Origin of the sequence: Acidisoma cellulosilyticum, assembly GCF_020621385.1 — a bacterium.
Lineage (GTDB): Bacteria > Pseudomonadota > Alphaproteobacteria > Acetobacterales > Acetobacteraceae > Acidisoma > Acidisoma cellulosilyticum.
Genome location: NZ_JAESVA010000002.1, coordinates 408,169 through 425,617 on the forward strand (window position 1 = coordinate 408,169; position 17,449 = coordinate 425,617).

19 protein-coding genes are annotated in these 17,449 nt (G+C 62.5%); 5 read left to right on the plus strand and 14 right to left on the minus strand.

What is annotated here, in order from left to right:
• Window positions 1-27: 27 nt before the first annotated feature.
• Window positions 28-684, minus strand: coding sequence for a DUF429 domain-containing protein (locus ACELLULO517_RS06295; RefSeq protein WP_227306450.1), 657 nt, complete (start codon window positions 682-684; stop codon window positions 28-30).
• Between the two features lie 291 nt (window positions 685-975).
• On the opposite strand from ACELLULO517_RS06295, the gene parA reads away from it, so the two are divergent.
• Both parA and ACELLULO517_RS06305 read left to right on the plus strand, forming a co-directional pair.
• Window positions 976-1,605 (plus strand): ParA family partition ATPase, encoded by a 630-nt coding sequence (gene parA, locus ACELLULO517_RS06300; RefSeq protein WP_227306451.1) that lies wholly within the window; start codon window positions 976-978, stop codon window positions 1,603-1,605.
• The gene (locus ACELLULO517_RS06305) at window positions 1,602-2,414 is read left to right on the plus strand and encodes a phosphate/phosphite/phosphonate ABC transporter substrate-binding protein (protein WP_227306452.1); all 813 of its coding nucleotides are present in this window, start codon (window positions 1,602-1,604) and stop codon (window positions 2,412-2,414) included. The genes parA and ACELLULO517_RS06305 overlap by 4 nt, the downstream gene beginning before the upstream one ends.
• A gap of 189 nt (window positions 2,415-2,603) precedes the next feature.
• On the opposite strand, the gene ACELLULO517_RS06310 is transcribed toward ACELLULO517_RS06305, so the two are convergent.
• Window positions 2,604-3,596 (minus strand): fatty acid desaturase, encoded by a 993-nt coding sequence (locus ACELLULO517_RS06310; RefSeq protein WP_227306453.1) that lies wholly within the window; start codon window positions 3,594-3,596, stop codon window positions 2,604-2,606.
• A 140-nt stretch (window positions 3,597-3,736) separates the two neighbouring features.
• Here ACELLULO517_RS06310 and ACELLULO517_RS06315 point away from each other — a divergent pair, with 140 nt between their 5' ends.
• Entirely contained in the window at window positions 3,737-4,600 is an 864-nt protein-coding gene (locus ACELLULO517_RS06315) for a helix-turn-helix domain-containing protein (protein WP_227306454.1), read from the plus strand.
• A 25-nt stretch (window positions 4,601-4,625) separates the two neighbouring features.
• Here ACELLULO517_RS06315 and ACELLULO517_RS06320 read toward each other — a convergent pair whose 3' ends face one another.
• The 6 genes from ACELLULO517_RS06320 to ACELLULO517_RS06345 all read right to left on the minus strand — a co-directional run bounded on the left by ACELLULO517_RS06320 (window position 4,626) and on the right by ACELLULO517_RS06345 (window position 9,716).
• Entirely contained in the window at window positions 4,626-5,438 is an 813-nt protein-coding gene (locus ACELLULO517_RS06320) for a bestrophin-like domain (protein WP_227306455.1), read from the minus strand.
• A gap of 164 nt (window positions 5,439-5,602) precedes the next feature.
• Window positions 5,603-6,364 (minus strand): ABC transporter ATP-binding protein, encoded by a 762-nt coding sequence (locus ACELLULO517_RS06325; protein WP_227306456.1) that lies wholly within the window; start codon window positions 6,362-6,364, stop codon window positions 5,603-5,605.
• Entirely contained in the window at window positions 6,361-7,212 is an 852-nt protein-coding gene (locus ACELLULO517_RS06330; protein ID WP_227306457.1) for an ABC transporter permease, read from the minus strand. The genes ACELLULO517_RS06325 and ACELLULO517_RS06330 overlap by 4 nt, the downstream gene beginning before the upstream one ends.
• Complete coding sequence (locus ACELLULO517_RS06335; protein ID WP_227306458.1) at window positions 7,205-8,185, minus strand: aliphatic sulfonate ABC transporter substrate-binding protein; 981 nt, start codon at window positions 8,183-8,185, stop codon at window positions 7,205-7,207. The genes ACELLULO517_RS06330 and ACELLULO517_RS06335 overlap by 8 nt, the downstream gene beginning before the upstream one ends.
• A gap of 221 nt (window positions 8,186-8,406) precedes the next feature.
• Window positions 8,407-9,183: an anti-sigma factor family protein gene (locus ACELLULO517_RS06340; RefSeq protein ID WP_227306459.1), complete on the minus strand. Its 777-nt coding sequence runs from the start codon at window positions 9,181-9,183 to the stop codon at window positions 8,407-8,409.
• Entirely contained in the window at window positions 9,180-9,716 is a 537-nt protein-coding gene (locus tag ACELLULO517_RS06345) for a sigma-70 family RNA polymerase sigma factor (RefSeq protein WP_227306460.1), read from the minus strand. Before ACELLULO517_RS06345 ends, ACELLULO517_RS06340 begins: the two co-directional genes overlap by 4 nt.
• A 195-nt stretch (window positions 9,717-9,911) precedes the next feature.
• On the opposite strand from ACELLULO517_RS06345, the gene ACELLULO517_RS06350 reads away from it, so the two are divergent.
• Window positions 9,912-11,003, plus strand: a complete 1,092-nt coding sequence (locus tag ACELLULO517_RS06350; protein WP_227306461.1) for a catalase family peroxidase — start codon at window positions 9,912-9,914, stop codon at window positions 11,001-11,003.
• Window positions 11,000-11,545, plus strand: coding sequence for a cytochrome b (locus tag ACELLULO517_RS06355; RefSeq protein ID WP_227306462.1), 546 nt, complete (start codon window positions 11,000-11,002; stop codon window positions 11,543-11,545). The genes ACELLULO517_RS06350 and ACELLULO517_RS06355 overlap by 4 nt, the downstream gene beginning before the upstream one ends.
• A gap of 251 nt (window positions 11,546-11,796) precedes the next feature.
• On the opposite strand, the gene ACELLULO517_RS06360 is transcribed toward ACELLULO517_RS06355, so the two are convergent.
• The 6 genes from ACELLULO517_RS06360 to ACELLULO517_RS06385 all read right to left on the minus strand — a co-directional run bounded on the left by ACELLULO517_RS06360 (window position 11,797) and on the right by ACELLULO517_RS06385 (window position 17,422).
• Complete coding sequence (locus ACELLULO517_RS06360) at window positions 11,797-12,060, minus strand: hypothetical protein (RefSeq protein WP_227306463.1); 264 nt, start codon at window positions 12,058-12,060, stop codon at window positions 11,797-11,799.
• A 278-nt stretch (window positions 12,061-12,338) separates the two neighbouring features.
• Complete coding sequence (locus ACELLULO517_RS06365; protein ID WP_227306464.1) at window positions 12,339-13,109, minus strand: L-iditol 2-dehydrogenase; 771 nt, start codon at window positions 13,107-13,109, stop codon at window positions 12,339-12,341.
• Entirely contained in the window at window positions 13,106-13,933 is an 828-nt protein-coding gene (locus tag ACELLULO517_RS06370; RefSeq protein ID WP_227306465.1) for a carbohydrate ABC transporter permease, read from the minus strand. The genes ACELLULO517_RS06365 and ACELLULO517_RS06370 overlap by 4 nt, the downstream gene beginning before the upstream one ends.
• Entirely contained in the window at window positions 13,930-14,865 is a 936-nt protein-coding gene (locus ACELLULO517_RS06375) for a carbohydrate ABC transporter permease (protein ID WP_227306466.1), read from the minus strand. Before ACELLULO517_RS06375 ends, ACELLULO517_RS06370 begins: the two co-directional genes overlap by 4 nt.
• 132 nt (window positions 14,866-14,997) lie before the next feature.
• Complete coding sequence (locus ACELLULO517_RS06380; RefSeq protein ID WP_227306467.1) at window positions 14,998-16,302, minus strand: ABC transporter substrate-binding protein; 1,305 nt, start codon at window positions 16,300-16,302, stop codon at window positions 14,998-15,000.
• 130 nt (window positions 16,303-16,432) lie between these two features.
• The gene (locus ACELLULO517_RS06385) at window positions 16,433-17,422 is read right to left on the minus strand and encodes a sugar-binding transcriptional regulator (protein ID WP_227306468.1); all 990 of its coding nucleotides are present in this window, start codon (window positions 17,420-17,422) and stop codon (window positions 16,433-16,435) included.
• Between the last annotated feature and the right edge of the window lie 27 nt (window positions 17,423-17,449).

Sequence of the window (17,449 nt, forward strand, 5' to 3'; positions counted from 1 at the left end):
TCGACCGCGCGGCTCGACCAAACTGATCTAAAGGTCGAGTGAACCATACTGGTTCATAACCGCAATCAGGCCATCGATAGGATACTCGGCGGGGCGACCATGCTGTGCAGCGGCAATCGCCGCGAAGGCAGCGACGGTTGCATCGAGTGCGTCAGGACTGCGGCTCATCTCTTCGTACTGTGTCGCTGTGAACGACAGGAACTCCGCTAGGCCTACTAGTATCCGCTCTCGCATCTCCTGCTGTTCTGGTTTGCTGTAGCCGCTACTCGGCAGATTCCAACTATGCAATTGTGCGGCAGGAAAAGCTTCAACAAGCATCCCCTGCCCATCGTGCCAAGGCCAGACCGGTCGTTCCGAACGGGCCAGCAATGTGAGGCATGCGACAGTGAACGGCGCTCCGCCGCGTGGCCCATTCCAGAGAGTTGAGCGCGTGTTGATCCCGCGCTGAGTCCAGCGTCGCTCTGTCTCGCGATGCGGCTTTTTCTGATCGATTGGCGCTATTCGTGCGGCAAGTTCCAAAAGTGATGCGCCAGAAGGAAATGGTCGATCGTCGGCGGACGGCAACGCCCTTACGCGATCGAGAAGTTCAGCATGGCCACCCAGAGGCATGAATCTCGTTGGAAGTGCGAACGGCGCATCAATGGCCGCTGCCTCGAAAACACCTTCGCGGAGCAGAGAAAGCAAGCATGCGAATGGATCCCCAGTTCCGGCTAAACTCTGCACAGATTGCAGAGAGGTCAGCCGTGGCGAGGCAATATCCTCAACTCTCGCGATCCAAACTGACGGTCTTGTGCACTTTGCTTTCCATGGAGCTGCGCCACCAGAAAAATCTATGCCCAAGAACATTGCGCCCTCCAGCTTCACACCACTCGTTCGAGAGGTTAGCACGGGCACGCTCAAGCAAGCTGTTGCTTGACGTCTTCGCGCCATCTTTGATGCAGGTATACTGTCGCGGTGCAGCGGAGTCTCTGACCCATGGCGCTTGTGATTACCGTCGCTCAACAGAAGGGCGGCGCGGGCAAAACCATGCTCGCCGCCAATCTGGCCGCCGCCATGGCGAGTGCGAGGCGCGTCTGCCTGCTGGATATCGACCCGCAGCGCAGTCTGACCCGCTGGCACGACATCCGCAGCCGCTACGCAAAACCGTTGCCCGCCATCGGCTTTTCCGACGTCTCCGGCTGGCGGTTGCGGGCCGAGCTGGACCGGCTGGCGGCCAGCCATGATGCGGTTATCATCGACACGCCGCCGCAGGTCGATACCGAGGCGAAACTCGCCATCCGCGCCGCCGGGCTGGTGCTGGTGCCGCTGCAGCCGAGCCCGCCCGATCTTTGGGCGGCGCAAGGCACGGTGCAATTGGCCCGGGCCGAGGGCCGACCGCTGCGCCTTGTCCTGAACCGCGCGCCCGCGGCCTCACGCCTGCGCAGCCAGGTGGAGCGCGAGGCCGCCGCCGCCGGCTACGAGATTCTGACCAGCACCATCGGCAATCGCGCCGGTTTCGCCAATGCTTTCGCCCAGGGCCTGGGTGTGACGGAAGCAAGCCCCAAATCCCAGGCGGCCGCCGAGCTGCGCGCCGTGCTGGCAGAGATCGAAAAGCTGACGAGATGACTGCGATCGCTGCTTTGCCGATGTACGCTTTGCCCGAAATGGCAGCGGCTAATCTTTCGCTCTGGACCGCGCTTCGCGACGCGGCTGGGCTGGAGGTGCCAGAGGCGCTTTCGCCGAGCCCCCTCGCCTTGCCCGGCACCATCGCGCCGGAAACCGTCTTTAGCCAGATGTGCGGCTATCCGCTGAAGAAGATCTATCAAGGGCAATACCGTCTGCTCGGCACGCCGCTTTATGACCTGCCGGGTTGCCGGTTGCGGCCGGACGGCGTGCCGACCCATTGCTCCTTCCTCATCGCCCACGCGGATGCGTCTCTGTTTGTGCTGGAGCATCTGCGCGGCAAAAGCTTCGTTATGAACGGCCAGGATTCCAATTCCGGCATGAACCTCGCGCGCCGGCTGATCGCCCCCTGGGCGCGCGACGGCCGCTTTTTCGGTGAGGTGACGGTCAGCGGCAGCCATCTGCGCAGCATGGAGATGGTCGCCGATGGACTGGCCGATGCGGCGACCATCGACTGCGTGACCTTCGGCTTCGTCGCCCGCTACCGGCCGGACCTGACAGCGCGGCTGCGGGTTTTGTGCGAAACGCCGGCGAGCCCGGCCATTCCCTTCATCACGGCGTCCGCGACGCCCTTGGCGCTGGCGGCACAGCTGACGCGCGCGCTGACCGACCCCCTACCCGCACCCGCCCTCGCCGCCGCTTTCGCGGACCTCAGCATCCGTCGCGTCGCTCCGCCACGGCCCGAGGCCTATGACGCCGTGCTGGCGATGGAGATGGATGCGGCGGCGATGGGCTATGCCACGCTGAGGTAGACGGGGCTTTCCCGGCCCAGCTCTCGGAAACTCGTCGAAGGGACAAGGGCTTTGCCAAAATTGGCTCCGAGTTACGCACAGGCTTATCCACGAAAACTGGGGATAATTCCAAAACTTGGTTCTAGGGCCTAAGCGTGAAACGCATGACGTGAAACATAGCATGCCAATAAGGCATGCCTTCTCGCCTTTTCAATCCCCGGCCTCGGCAATCTGTGCAGAGGCGGCCGGACGCGGCATCCCAGCCCCCGGCAATGCCGCGCGTGCGGCGACGAACCCCGGATGCGGGCCGCGATGGTGCTGCGTGAACAGATAGCGCCGCGCGACGTCCCAATACCCATCATAGACCAGCCCGCCATTGGCGCGGATGATCTCCGCCCGATGCGCCCCGTAATAGGCCGGGATGCGATACCAGGGCATGCCGGGCCGATCATGATGCACGGAATGAAGGTTGTTATAGAGAAACAACAGGCCCAGCACAGGCGCGTTCTCGACGATCGCGGTCCGCTCCGCCTGATCGGGCGCCGCTCTGTGCTCGGCGAAAGAGCGGATGGAGGCCAGAACGCGACCGGGAATCACGAAGCAGAGCAGATAGGACCAAAGCGGTAGGTGGCAGACGCCGACCACCCAGACGAGCACAACCACGACACCCAGCACATGCTGCAGCCAGATGCGCTGCTCGGCGCGGTTGCCGCGCAGGCAGGCGCCGATATGCAGCCAAAGGAAAATCAGCATGCTGCGCATGGCGCCGAAGGTGATGCGCCCGACAAAGGTATTGCTGAAACGGAGGAAGGCCCGCGCGAGCGGTCCCAGCCGGCCGAAACGGTCTTCCGTCAGATAATAGGTTTCGGGGTCTTCCAGCGGGTCCGTCAGATGCTCATCCCGGTGATGCCGCAGGTGGGCGAGGCGATAGATTTGGTATGGCAACCACAAAGTCAGCGGCGGAAAGCCGAGCGCGTCATTGACCCGGCGCGAGCGCGTCGGGTGGCCATGCAGCAGTTCATGCTGCAGCGACATCTGCCAGGCAATGGTCCAACCGCCCAGCAGCGCCAGCAGCGGCCAGGGAATATCGCGATGAAAAAAGGTCAGCGCTGCCCAGCCGCCATAGATGACAAGGCAAAGCAGGATCGTCGGTCCTTCGATGGCGGCGACGGGCGGCGTGGCGCGATGGTATCTGTTGAGCATAACGCGATGCTGAACCGTGGAATCTGTCCCATCAATATGGAAACCAGCCGGTGACCGCAGCGAATGCGCACTATCCGTGACAATGGCACCACAACCGCGAAATCTGGTGTATATTATAAACATCGTTTATAATAATCGGCATGACCTTCACCTCCGCCGACCGTGCCGAGCTTGTCCGCCTGTTCCGGGAAAGGCTGATCACGGTCATGACCCGCAGCGGCTTGAACCAAAGCGCCTTCGCGGGCCGCGTCGGCATCGACCGCTCCACCCTCTCGCAGCTGCTCTCCCCCACGAATGACCGTCTGCCGCGCCTGGAATCGGTCGCGAGCATCGCGCGGCTGGGCCAGGTGTCACTCGACTGGCTGCTCGGGCTGCGGGACGCGGAAACGGCCGAACCCGGATTGCTGGCCGATGCCCTGTCGTTCGAGCGCGATGCGCTGTCGCCCGTCGATGAGCGGCTGATGCATTGGTTGGAGGAGGCAGCCGGCTACAAGATCCGCCATGTGCCGGTCAGCTTCCCGGATGTGCTGAAGACCCCGGCGGTGATCGATTTCGAGTATGAGCGTTTCGTCACCGTCTCCCCCCATCGGCGGATGGAGATCACGCAAGCGCGGCTGGATTATCTGCGCCGGCCCGAGACGGATATGGAGGCCGCGACGCCGGCCCATATAATGGAAAGCTTCGCGCGCGGCGGCGGACGCTGGCAGGGTCTGCCTGTCGCCGTGCGGCGCGCGCAGCTGGATCACCTCATCGCGCTTTGCGACGAGCTTTATCCGCGCTTCCGCTGGTTTCTGTATGACGGGCGGGAACTCTATTCCTCGCCCATCACCATCTACGGGCCGATCCGGGCTGCCATCTATATCGGCCAATCCTTCCTGGTGATGCAGAACCGCGACCATGTCCGGTCGCTGATCAGCCATTTCGACCTTCTATTGCGCGCGGCGAAAGTAGACCCAAGGCAGATGCCGGACTACCTGCGCCGGCTGAGACAGATCTGCCGGTGAGGAATCCGGCTTGACCGCTGGCCGATCAAGGAGCCGGCGGCTGATCCATATGGAGCAGCGCATCGCGCAGCGGCGCACTGGAGATTTTTATCACGCCGTCCATGGGCGAGTCCAAATCCAGAATGATGAATAGAGTCGAGGCGACAGAGAGCGATGCCAGAATGATCGAGAGATAAATCAATGAATTTCTGGGCGCCACGATGCCGAACATAAAAAACACGATCAGCAGCCAAAACATCAGCGCCGTCATAAATACCGACGACACGCGCGACGATGCGCCCTCGACCAGAATCCAGCGGACATTTTCCAGCGTGGTCAAATTTTCGCGCAAAATCGGATAGATTCTTGTCTGATAGGGCGTCACCGGATTCAAGGTCTGGATGGCCTCATCAATGCTTCGCAATGCGGCCGTGATTTGCTTCGTTTCCCCGCTCCCTCGAAATAGCGGCGTGAACTGCGTTGGGTAAGTGCCGCTCGGCGCCGCCTCATCAGGCCAGGATTGCAGGATCGCCATGGCCGTATAGGCGCGCAGCGTTTTTCGGATCGGGGTCGCTTCGGGTCCGAACTCGCGAAGCCTGATATCCAATCGGATCAAGGCAATACCGTATTGGCGATAGAGATCATCATGATTGTCGAAATCGGCCTTCACCGACGTCACCAGAAGACCGAGAATCAAAGCGGCCAGGGTGACAAGCATGAGAACGACCAGGCGGATGGCTTCCGAACTGGCGGGGCTGCGATGATGCTCTTTCAACCTGGACTGGACGAAGAGGCCAAACAGGCTGCCCGCGATCAGCATAGCCATGAGAATCAGCGCCAGGATGATTTCCATATCCATCGCAAACCTTCCTGTCAGCCGAGCAGCCCTCGCGCACAATCCTTTATCGTGACGAGGCCAGCAATAGAACAGCAGGAATGGGCTTTTCGCGCCAAGTCTCAGATTGTTTCAGGCGCCGTGCAGCAGCCGCAGAAACTGCCGATTCTCCGCCCTTATCCGGTCGGTCAGCGGGCCAGCGCGACAGGTGCGGGTTCCAGCGCGTCGATCAACCGCCGGCGCATGGCCTGAAAGGCAGCACTGGTGCGATCCCTGGGGAAAGCATAGGCCGGGTCATGCTCCGGGATGGTGACATCCAGCACGATCCGGCCCGGCGGACCGCGCAGCACGATGACGCGGTTAGCGAGTGCCAGCGCCTCATCCATGTCATGCGTGATCAACAGGATGGTGACCCGGATATGCTGGGCGACATGCAGGATATGGTCCTGCATCCGCTCCCGCGTCAGAGGGTCCAGCGCGCTGAGCGGCTCGTCCAGCAGCAGCAGATCCGGCCTCGGCGCCAAAGCGCGCGCCAGCGCCACGCGCTGAGCCATGCCGCCCGAGAGCTGCTTGGGCAGATAATCGGCGGCGGCCGACAGGCCGACCAGCGCCATCGCGGCCTCCACCGCGCGCGCCCGTTCGGGTTTCGGCAGATGGCTGAGGCCGAAGGCGATGTTGCGACGGACAGACAGCCAGGGCATCAGCCGCGGCTCCTGAAAGACGAAACCCACTTCCGCCGGGCGGATCGGCTTGCCGCCGAGCATGGCCGTGCCGCGCGTCGGTGTCTCCAAACCCGAGAGGCAACGCAGGAAGGTGCTTTTGCCGCTGCCGCTGCGCCCGATGATGGCGGTGATCCCCTCGCCGTCCAAAGTCAGCGACAGGGGCCCGAGCACGGGTGGGGCCGCGCCGAAGGCCTTGGTGAGGTCCGATATGTCCAGGCGACGGGTCAAGCTCCGGTCTCCGGATGCAATTTGTCCTGCCAATCCGTCAGCCGCTCGGCCGTGCGGGCCAAGAGCCAATCGGTCGATTTGCCGAGCACCGCGAAGGCGAGGATCGCGACGATGATCTGGTCCGGCCGCCCGATCTCCTCGCCGTTGGTGAGGATGAAGCCAAGACCGTTATTGGCGCCCATCATTTCGGCCGAGGCGATGAACATCCAGCCGAGACCCAGGCCCCCGCGAATGCCCGTGAGGTAAAGAGGCATGGCGGCCGGCAGCTGGATGCGCAGCATCAAACGCAGCTTGCCATAGTCGTGCACGCGGCCGACTTCGATAAGCTTGCGGTCGACCCCCGCAATCGCCGCCATCAGGTTGAGATAGACCGGGAAGAAGACACCGACAGCGATGAGGATGACCTTTGACGTGTCATAGATGCCGAACCACAGGATGAACAGCGGCACCCAGGCGAGCGAGGGCACGCTGCGCAGCGCCTGCAATGTGGGGTCCAACAACCGGCGGGCGAGAGGCAGCGCGCCCGTCAGCAGTCCGGCGACCGTTCCCGCCGCCGTGCCAAGGACGAAGCCGAGCGCCAGACGATAGACCGTGACCAGGATATCATTCGCCAGCGACCCATCCTGCACCATGGCCCAGAAAGTCTGGGCGATGGTCGCGGGCGACGGCAGCAGATCGGCTTCGATCCAGGCACCGCCGGCCGCCAATTGCCAGAGCAACAGGACCATGATCGGCACAATCAGCCCGACCGACCAGCCGAAACCGGGCAGCCTGCGAACCGATGCCGCTGACCCCGCCGTCTGATGCCGGGCAGTAAGTGCTGCCGCTGTGACGCTGTGCTCAGCCATTGACGAGTTGACCGGTAAAGCTGCGGTTGTTCAGCGCCGCGACCGTCTTCTCGATATCGACATTCGGCTTGATGAAGCCGAATTGCTGGAAGATTTTGCCGTCGGCGATGATCTTGGCGGCGCCGGCGTCGTCCAGCACCGGATTGGTGAAACTCTGGCGGCTGATTTCCAGCTTCGCCACATCCGGCGTCAGGCTGGCTTCCTTGACGAGATTGGTGATGAGCAGATCAGGACTGGCGACGGCCTGTTTGCGCACGATCTCATAGGCCTGGAGCAGCTTGAGGATGACTTCCGGCTGGCGCGCCGCGTAATCCTCCCGCACCACCAGCACATTCGGCGTGATGATGGCAGTATTGCGATAGAAAAGCCGGTCTCCGTTCTGCAACTGCCCTTCCGCCATGAACGGGTCGAGCCCGGCCCAGGCATCGACATCGCCACGGTTGAGCGCCGCATGGCCCAAGGGATGCTGCAGCGGCACGATGACAATATCAGCGGGTTTCAGGCCGGCGCCGGACAGCGCCTGCAGCAGGAAAGCATAGGGCTCGGTGCCCGGTGTCACCGCAACCTTCTTTCCCTTCAGGTCGGCGACCGTCTGGATGGGTGACGCCTTCTTGGTGACAAGCGCCGTCGTCTCGGCACGGTCATTGACATAGACGGTCTGGACCGGCGTGCCATTGGCGCGCGCGAGCAGGGTCGCCGAACCGGCGGCCGAGCCCAGGACGATGCTGCGCCCGCGCAGGAATTCCAGCGCCTTGTTGCTGCCTTGGCTGAGCACGAAATTGACCCGCGTATCGGGCAGCACCTGCTTCAAAGCGTCGCTGTTCTTCAGCAGCAGGCTGAGCGGGCTGTAATAGGCATAGTCGATGGTGATCTCAGCCGGCAGCGCGGCGCGCGCCCGGCCGATCGAAAACAGCGGCAAAGCTGCGGCAGTCAGACTGCCCGCGACGACCTTGCGACGTGATATACTTTTCATAATAGCTAAATACCGTGGTTTAATTCCATATATCTCTCCGTACTTTGTTGTTTTAATCAATAGACGAATTTATGTCGCCCAACTGCCGCGCGGACATCCTGCGATGTCGCCGCGTTGCAGCCGGCTGTCAGAGCAGATCACAGTCAGATGGACTCATCTGACTGTGTGACGATGCTTGCAAAAACAATGACCTAGAGCGGCGTCAGCGAACAGGAAGCGCTCTAGATGCTGTCGTTGATCTGCCGGCGCATTTCATTGGCGAGCGGATGCAGGATGTCCGAGGACGTGCTGCCGACCAGGCTATAGCCGAGACCCTTATCGGCCCAGGCATAGCCGTTAACCCCGCCATCCGTGTGCTCGACCATGCGCGCCGTCTTATCGATCGTCATCGGCCGCACCAGCATGCCCAGGCGAACGCCCTGGCCATTGTCGTACATCAGCAGTCCCGCCGGCCCATAAGGCGTCGCGACCAGACGCCCACCCATGAAGCGGTAGCCGGCGGTCGTCAGATCCGGGACCGAGATATTGCGTTGAATGCGGCTGGAAATCCAATCGACCAGCTGCGCCTTGTCTGCCGCCTTGAACTCGACCGGATGGGCCTGATCGGCACCATAGACGTCGTAGGTATAGGCGGCTTCCTGCGCCAGCCCGGCGATACCGTGCTGCATCATGGGCTCTGATGCGGGTCCGCGCAGCGACCAGCCGCCGGCGCCACCCAGCGCCAGCAGCACGACGGCGGCGGCGGCCATGCGCCATGGCACGCTGCGGCTGGGCCGGCGCGCTTCCATCAGATGCCGCAGGCTGAGCTCAGGCGGGATCGGCTCGGCAGCGATCGGGGCCAAGGCCGCGCGCAACGCCGCGCGCTGCTGGATATAGCCCGCGACACGCGTCGCACTTTCGGCATGGCTCTCAAGATAGGCCTGCACTTCCGCCCGGCGCCCATCATCCAAGGCACCGTCGACATAGGCGTGCAGATCGTCTTCCAGAATCGGTCTCATTGGACGCTCCGTAGATGGGGTCGCCCCGCGACATGAGCGGCGGCGGCAGTATCGTCTTGCATCAGGCGTCTCAGCCTTTCGCGGGCACGGGCCAGGCGCGACATGACGGTGCCGATCGGCACGTCCAGCACGCGGGCAGCGTCGGCGTAGCTGAGTTCCTCAACCGAGATCAGCAGCAGCACGCTGCGCTGATCCTCCGGCAGCCGATTGACCGCCGCCATGATATCGGTCTCGCGCATGCCGTCTTCCTGATGCGCAGGCTCGGCCATGGCGGATTCGTCCGCGTCATCCAGCTCGATATGACGGCCGCGCCGCGTCGTCTGGCGCATGCGGTTGACGGCAAGGTTATGCAGAATGGTGAACATCCAGGCCCGTGTGTCGCCGTCGTCGCGTCGCTGATGCCAGCGGCTGATGGTGCGTTCCAGACAATCCTGAACCAGGTCATCGGCCGATGCCGCATCCCCCATCAGCGCGCGGGCATAGCGCCGCAGGGCCGGGATCAGCGGCTCGATCAGCCGTCCCATATCGCTCATGCGGCGCTCCGTAAGCGATGGCTTGGGCCTGCCATGATGCTGTCCTCTCTGCCGCAGAATTGCGACCTCAGCCGATAGACAACCGGCATCCTGTATTATTCCCGATGCGCCGGATTATTTCGACACCTGCCGACATAGCGGAATAAAGCGAATGTCGCGCGCGTCCATGGGCAGAGCTTCCCATGGAGACAAGGCTTGCCCCACCAACCCCATACAATACCATTGTCGCCGGCACAGATCGCCCTGCGCCTGGCCGGGATCGGCGCCGTCCTCGCGGTCAGCGGCGCCGGCTTCGCCTATGCCGGCGGCTGGTTCAGCCCTGCCCGGCTGACGCCCGCCAGGATCGTCACCGCATTGGCGGATCGCGGCGGCGACCCGCTCGGCCATCGGCGCAATCATTCCAAAGGCGTCTGTTTCACCGGCGATTTCGCGGCCAATGGCCAGGGCGCGCACTACAGCACGGCGGCGGTGCTGGCGAAGGGCGACTATCCCGTCACCGGCCGCTTCGGCATCGCGACCGGCAATCTGCTCGCGGCCGATATCACCGGGCGGGTAAAGAGCATGGCAATCCGCATTGTTGCACCGAACGGCGCGGAATGGCGCAGCGGGATGAACGACAGCCCGGTCTTTGCCGTCGCGACCCCGCAGGCTTTCTATGAGATGACGCAGGCGCAGGACGTCGATCCCGCCACCGGCAAACCCGACCCGGCGGCGATGAAGCATTTCGCGAAAACGCATCCGGGTTTCGCACCCTTCGCCGCCTGGGCGAAGACCACGCCCTGGACGCCGAGCTGGGCGGACCAGCCCTATAACAGCCTCAACGCCTTTCGCTTCATCGACGCGGGCGGGGACAGGCATCTCGTGCGCTGGTCCATGCAGCCGACGGTGCCGCTTGACCCTGTTCCCGTCGCGGAGCTTGCCAAGCTCGGTCCCAACTACCTGCAGAACGACCTGTCGCAGCGCCTGACGAAGGGCCCGCTGACCTGGCACCTGATCGTGACGCTGGCGGCACCCGGTGACCCGTCGAACGATGCGACCAAGGCTTGGCCCACGGACCGGACGCATGTCGTTGTCGGCACGCTGACCGTCAACCAGACGCAGCCGGAAGCCAATGGCCCCTGCCGCGATCTGAACTACGATCCGACGATTCTGCCGACGGGCATTCAGATTTCCGACGATCCGCTGCTGCCTGCGCGTTCGGCCGCTTACGCGAAATCCTTCGATCTGCGCACGAGCGAGGCGGCCGACTATCCCCGCAAAACCCCGGCTGAAGGAAGCAAGCCATGACCAGACAACGCGAGACTTTTTCGCCGCTTCAGCGCGGATTGCACTGGGCGATGGCCGTCCTAGTCATCGCCATGCTGTTCATCGGCATCGGCATGGTGACGACATTGCATCCCGTCTATCTCACGCTTGTCGCCATCCATAAGCCGCTCGGCATCGTGATTTTAATCCTCGTTCTGCTTCGTTTGGCCGTGCGCTTGAAACAAGGCAAACCGCCTTTGCCGGACGATCTGCCGCGCTTGCAGCATCTGGGCGCCCATGCCTCTCATCTTCTGCTTTATGCTTTGCTATTTGCGCAGCCTCTGCTGGGCTGGGCGATGCTCTCGGCTGGCGGCTATCCGGTCGTGTTATACGGACCCATTCGCCTGCCGCCGATCGCACCGCATAATGACGCGCTGCATGCGGTTTTGCGCGCTGGCCATACCTGGTGCGCCTATCTGTTGTTCGCGACTATTCTTTTGCATCTGGCGGCGGCCCTGTTCCACGGTCTCATTCGCCGCGACGGTGTGCTGGGCAGCATGGTTTTCCGGCGCGAACGGGTTTAGGGGTTCGTCATCCCCGAGCCTCATGCCGCGCATCCACCCTTGCGTGCAGGCAAGCGGCCGTCTGGGCGCCGCGGAGGGTCGGTCCGCGCAACAAGTGCGCGGATGACCAATTATCTATTACGTTCTGACAGACTTTGACCGGCCGCGCCTGACCCGAGGATTCATCCGGAAGAGCCGGCAAGACAGCACACAAAACAAAAAGGGCTCCGCGCATCGCGCGAAGCCCTTTGTCATTCTTTCTTCCGAAAGAATTAGTTTTCGGATGCGGCCTCATCCCACTGGCCGAAGTCTGCCAAAGGCAGTTTCCTGGGCTGCTGCGTCATCTGCGGGGCAGAGAGAATATTCGCCGTGCGCGGGCTATTGGCGGCGAGCATCGGCAGCTGGTTCGTATCGCTCTGCTGCGTGGTGACAGCCTGCGGCTGTGCCTGCTGCGCCGGGATCGTGCTTGCGGATGCAACGGCACCGCCCAGCGTCGACAGAACCAGGGCCGCACCGAAAAACTGTACAAACTTCATAATGGAAAACCTTTCCCAAACCGATGAATACCACTCACTGACTGCAAGCATTGCAAGCAGCGTGAGAGGGGGTCGGCGGATCGGCCAGTCTAGATTGTCATCCGAGACTGCCATCCTTGCCGTCGATCTCCTGACTGATAGACCGCGCGGCAGAGGGGTTTATTCCCCGGCAGATTGCATTTTTATGTCTGGGGTGGGATCGCGATGCGCATGGCAGATCAGCCACAAAAAAGGGGCCGCGAGGGCCCCTTTTCATCGTGCGGATCTTGAAGAGACGATCAGCTCATCCAATTGCCGCCGTCGACGTTCAGCGTCTGGCAGCAGATGTAATCCGCGTCCTTGCTGGCAAGGAAGACGGCAGCCCCCGTCATATCCTCGGGGAAGCCCATGCGGCCGTAGGGCACGGCAGCACCGACCTGACGTTTCTTCTCGCCGGGAGCGAGATTTTCGTATTTGGCGAAAGCGGCGTCCACCACATCCCACATCGGGGTATCGACGACGCCCGGCGCGATGGCATTGACGTTGATGCCGTATTTGATGAGGCCAAGACCCGCGCTCTGCGTCAGGCTGATGACCGCCGCCTTGGACGCGCAATAGGCAGCGACCAGCGCCTCACCACGCCTGCCGGCCTGGGACGAGAAGTTGACGATCTTGCCGCCCTCGCCCTGGCTCACCATCTGGCGCGCGACCGCCTGAAGGGTGAACAGCAGCCCTTCCACATTCACCGCGAACTGCTTGCCGAAACTCTCGCGCGTCACTTCCAGCACGGGCGCCATTTCGAAAATGCCGGCGCCATTGACCAGGATGTCAATCCGGCCGGCCCGTTCCACGACCGTCGCGACCATTGCATCGATCGAGGCCTGCTTGGTGACGTCGAGCCCGACGCCGAAAGCGCCGCTCCCGATCTCACCGGCCACGCTCTCCGCTTCCGCCCCATTGATATCGGCCACCACGACCCGCGCGCCTTCGGCCGCGTAGCGTGTGGCGATGGCGCGACCAATGCCCCGCGCGCCACCCGTGATGACGGCAACCTTGTTCTCAAGCCTCATTTAACCGCTCCGAAGGTCAGGCCACTGACCAGTTGCTTCTGGCTGATCCAGCCGAAGATAAGAATGGGCGCGATGGCAAGCACGGAGGCCGCCGACAGCTTCGCCCAAAAGAGACCCTGCGGTGCCGAGAAACTGGCGATGAAAGCCGTGAGCGGCGCGGCACTATGGGCCGTGAGGTTCAGGCTCCAGAACGCTTCGTTCCAGCAGAGGATGATGCCGAGCAGGCCGGTGGACGCAATGCCGGGCATCACCAGCGGCAGCAGCACATGGACCAGAACCTGCCGCAGATTGGCGCCGTCGATACGGCTGGCCTCGATGATGTCCTTCGGCAGGTCGCGGAAGAAGGTATAAAGCATCCAGATCGCGATCGGCAGATTGCTCAGCATATTGATGACGATCAGCGCGGTCTTGCTGTCGAGAAGGCCAAGATCGCGGCAGAGAAGATAGATCGGCACCAGCACGCCCACCGCCGGCAGCATCTTGGTGGACAGCATCCATAGCAGCAGGCCGCGCGTGCGATGGGTCGGGTAGAAGGCCATGGAGAAGGCGGCCGGCACGCCGATGATCAGCGACAGCACAGTGGCACCCACCGAAATCGCGATGCTGTTCCAGGCGAATTGCAGGTAATTCGCCTCGGCGAAGATATCCCGATAGTTGATCAGCGTCGGATGGAAGATGATCAAGGGCGGCGTCTGCACCGCCTGCACTTCCGTCTTGAAGCTGGCCAGAACCATCCAGGCGATGGGGAAGAACATGAGCAGGGCCACGACCCAGGCGATGGTGCCTGCGATCGGGCTGCTTTTCTTGACGACACCTTGGCTCATACCTCAAGCCTCTTCGCGACGCTGCGCGTCAGGAACGCGGAGACGATGTTGGCGAGAATAATGGCAATGACGCCCGCGGCCGAAGCGCCGCCGACATTGAAGGCGAGCAATGCGCGCTGATAGATCAGGAAGGTCAGGTTCGTCGTCGCATAGCCGGGGCCGCCACCGGTGGTGACGTAGATTTCCGCGAAGACGCCGAGCAGGAAGATCATCTCGATCATGATCGTGACCGAAATGGCGCGCGCCATATGCGGCAGCTGGATGTTGAAGAAGATGTCGAAGGGCGTCGCGCCATCTAGCCTGGCCGCTTCCAGCTGTTCCTCGTCCATCGACTGCAGCGCCGTGAACAGAATCAGGAAGGCATAGGGCAGCCATTCCCAGCACAGGATCGTCATGACGGAGCCGAGCGGGAAGACGCTGAACCAGGCGATCGGCTGCAGGCCGACCATGCGGAACATGGCGGCGAAAAGCCCGTTCACCGGGTCAAGCAGCAGGTTCTTCCAAACCAGCGCGCTGACCGTCGGCATGACGAAGAACGGGGAAATCATCAGCACGCGGGCGATGCCCTGGCCACGGAACGGCTGGTTGAAGACCGCAGCCAAAATCGCGCCGAGGCAGACCGTAATGACGATGACGCCGACGACGATGACGACGGAGACCACCAGAGAATGCAGCAGCGCCGGATCGCGGAAGAGAAACTTGAAATTGTTGATGCCGGCCCAGCCATGAATCATGGGGTTGAGCAGGTTATAGCGCCGGAACGCAAAAAACAGCGTCATCGCCAGCGGCACGATCATCCAGATCAGCAGCAGGATGACGGACGGGGCCAGCAAGGGCAGCGTATTGACGCCACCACCCGGACCCTTCTTTTTCTTCTGGCGCGGGCCAGGTGCAGCCGGCGCCCCTCCTCCGCTCACAGTCGTGGCACTCATGACGATCCTTTCCGGTCCCGTCCGATCAGCCCGTCCGAAGACAAGCTGTCACGCAATCTGAGACCGCCCGCGAGAGACGAACGGCCTGGGCTGGTATGCGCCCAGGCCGCCCTGTCTTGGTTCAGACGCAGATCACTGCGTGTAGCCGGCCTGTTCCATCGTCGAGGAGACGGAAGCCTGCGCCTGCTTCAGCGCACCATCGACCGTCTGCTGACCGGTCAGCGCGGCGGCGACCAGCTGGCCGACCGTCGTGCCCATCGCCTCGAATTCCGGGATCGAGACATACTGAATGCCGGTATAAGGAACCGGGTTCAGCGTCGGATGGTCCAGATCGGCGGTTTCGATGGCGGTCTTGACGGCGCCGGCGAAGGGCGCGGCCTTCAGATAGTCAGGGTTGGAATAGGTGGAAAGGCGCGTGCCGGGCGGCAGCGTCGTCCAGCCTTCCTTTTCACCGACCAGGTTGATGTAATCCTTCGACGTCGCCCAGGCGATGAAGCTCTCGGCGGTCGAAGCCTTTTTGGAGGTCGACGGCACGGCCAGCGCCCAAGCCCAGAACCAATGCGAGCCGTTCGGCGTCACATCAACCGGGGCAGCGGTGAAGGCGGTCTTGTCGTAAACCTGGCTGCTGTTCTTGTCGTAGATCAGGCCGGCGCCCGAGGTCGCGTCGATCCACATGGCGCAATGGCCGGTGGAGAACAGCGCCTGATTCTCGTTGAAGCCGTTGGAGCTGGCGCCCGGCGGGCCGTAGTCATTCAGCAGATGGATGTAGAAGGTGAGCGCGTCGGTCCAGGGCTTCTTGTCCAGCTGGGCGTTCCAGCTCTTGTCGAACCATTCGCCGCCATAGGTGTTCAGCAGCGTGTCGAAGAAGGCCATGTTCTCACCCCAGCCCGGCTTGCCGCGGAGGCAGATGCCGTATTGCTGCTTCGACTTGTCGGTCAGCTTGGCGGCATACTGATCGATCTGCGCATAGGTCGGATGGTCGGGCATGGTCAGCCCCGCCGCCTGGAACAGATCCTTACGATAATAGGTGAAGGAGCTTTCCGCGTAGAAGGGCAGCGCATAAAGCTTGCCGCCTTCGGTCAGCGACTGCAGCACGGACGGGAAGACGTCCTTGTAGTCATAGCCGGACATGCCATCGAGCGGCGTCAGCCAGCCCTGCTTGCCCCAAAGCGGCGCCTCGTAGGAGCCCAGCGTCACGATATCGAACTGACCGCCATGGGTCGCGATATCGGTCGTCACGCGCTGGCGCAGCACGTTTTCTTCCAGCACCACCCAATTGATATGGTTGCCGGTCTTCTGCTCCCAAACGGGGGAGAGCTTCTGCATGGTGACCATCTGCGAGTTGTTGACCGTCGCGATGGTGATGGTGTCGGCGTGCGCAAGGCAGGTGCCGGATAGAAGTGCCGCCGCGAAAGCGGCAATCGCTCTTAGACGCATGTCCCGTTCCCTATGGTTTTGTAGTCGATTCTAGACGACGCTCGTTGGATCGAGCGTATGCTCAGACCGTGGGCAGAACATCAAGACCTGACAGGCCTGTCAAGTGTTCTTCCCGCGGCCGTTTAACTGTTTACCCTTCCGCCAGAAGGGCTTGGGCGGTCGCCTCGTCGGTAATCAGCCCGTCGATCATCTGCCCGACCATGGCCGCGCGGATTGCCGTGACTTTCTTTGCCCCGAAAGCCGCACCGATGCGCAAAGCCTGGGTCGACAGCGCATGCTCCCAAATGCCGACGACACGCTCATTGACAGGGCCGCCGAGCAGTTTTCCCGCAGCGTTGAAGGACCAGCCGCAAATCTCACCGGCCGCACCGTCCTCGATCAAACTGGCAAGTTCGAGGTCCGAGACGCAACCGTCATTGTGCAGCGCACATTTCCAGTCGATCGAGCCGACACCGACAAGAAGGCAGCGCGCCTGCGGCAGCAAGGCGCGCATGGTCGCGTAGGGCTGTTGCTTCTGCAACACTTCGCGCTCCTCCACCGTCGCCGCGATCACCGGACAAGGCAGCGAGAAACATTGCGCGCCGGAAAGCTCCGCTACACGCAAGACAGGGTCAAGCGCAATAGCGCGGCCCATGGGCAAAATGCTGCCGCAAAGCGAAAACACTTTATGCTGCGGCGCAGCAACGGGTGACAGTTCATTCGCAATAGCGCGCAATGCTCGTCCGGTACCCAGACCCAGCACGACGGGCGTGCGCTGCGACAGCCATTTCTCGATGAACTGCGCCCCTGCGATCGCGATGGAACCGAGCGTCGCGGCGTGACTGCCCATCGTCGGCACGACTTCGCAAACCGATAGGCCAAAGCGGCGGGAAAGCGCATCGCCCGCTTCCATGCAGGGGCCCACTTCATGATCGAAGCGGAACTTGATCAGTCTTTCGGACAGGGCCAGTGAGATGAGGCGCTGCGCGGCCTGGCGCGATATATTGAGCTGCGACGCCACCTCGTCCTGCGTATGGCGTCCGACATAGTACAACCAAGCGGCACGGGCTGCCTGCTCCAGACGCAGGCCCTGCCGGGATCGCGTATCCACCATTGATCGATCGGGCGATTTATCCGCCATGAACCTCCCCTGGATGTCATCGCACCC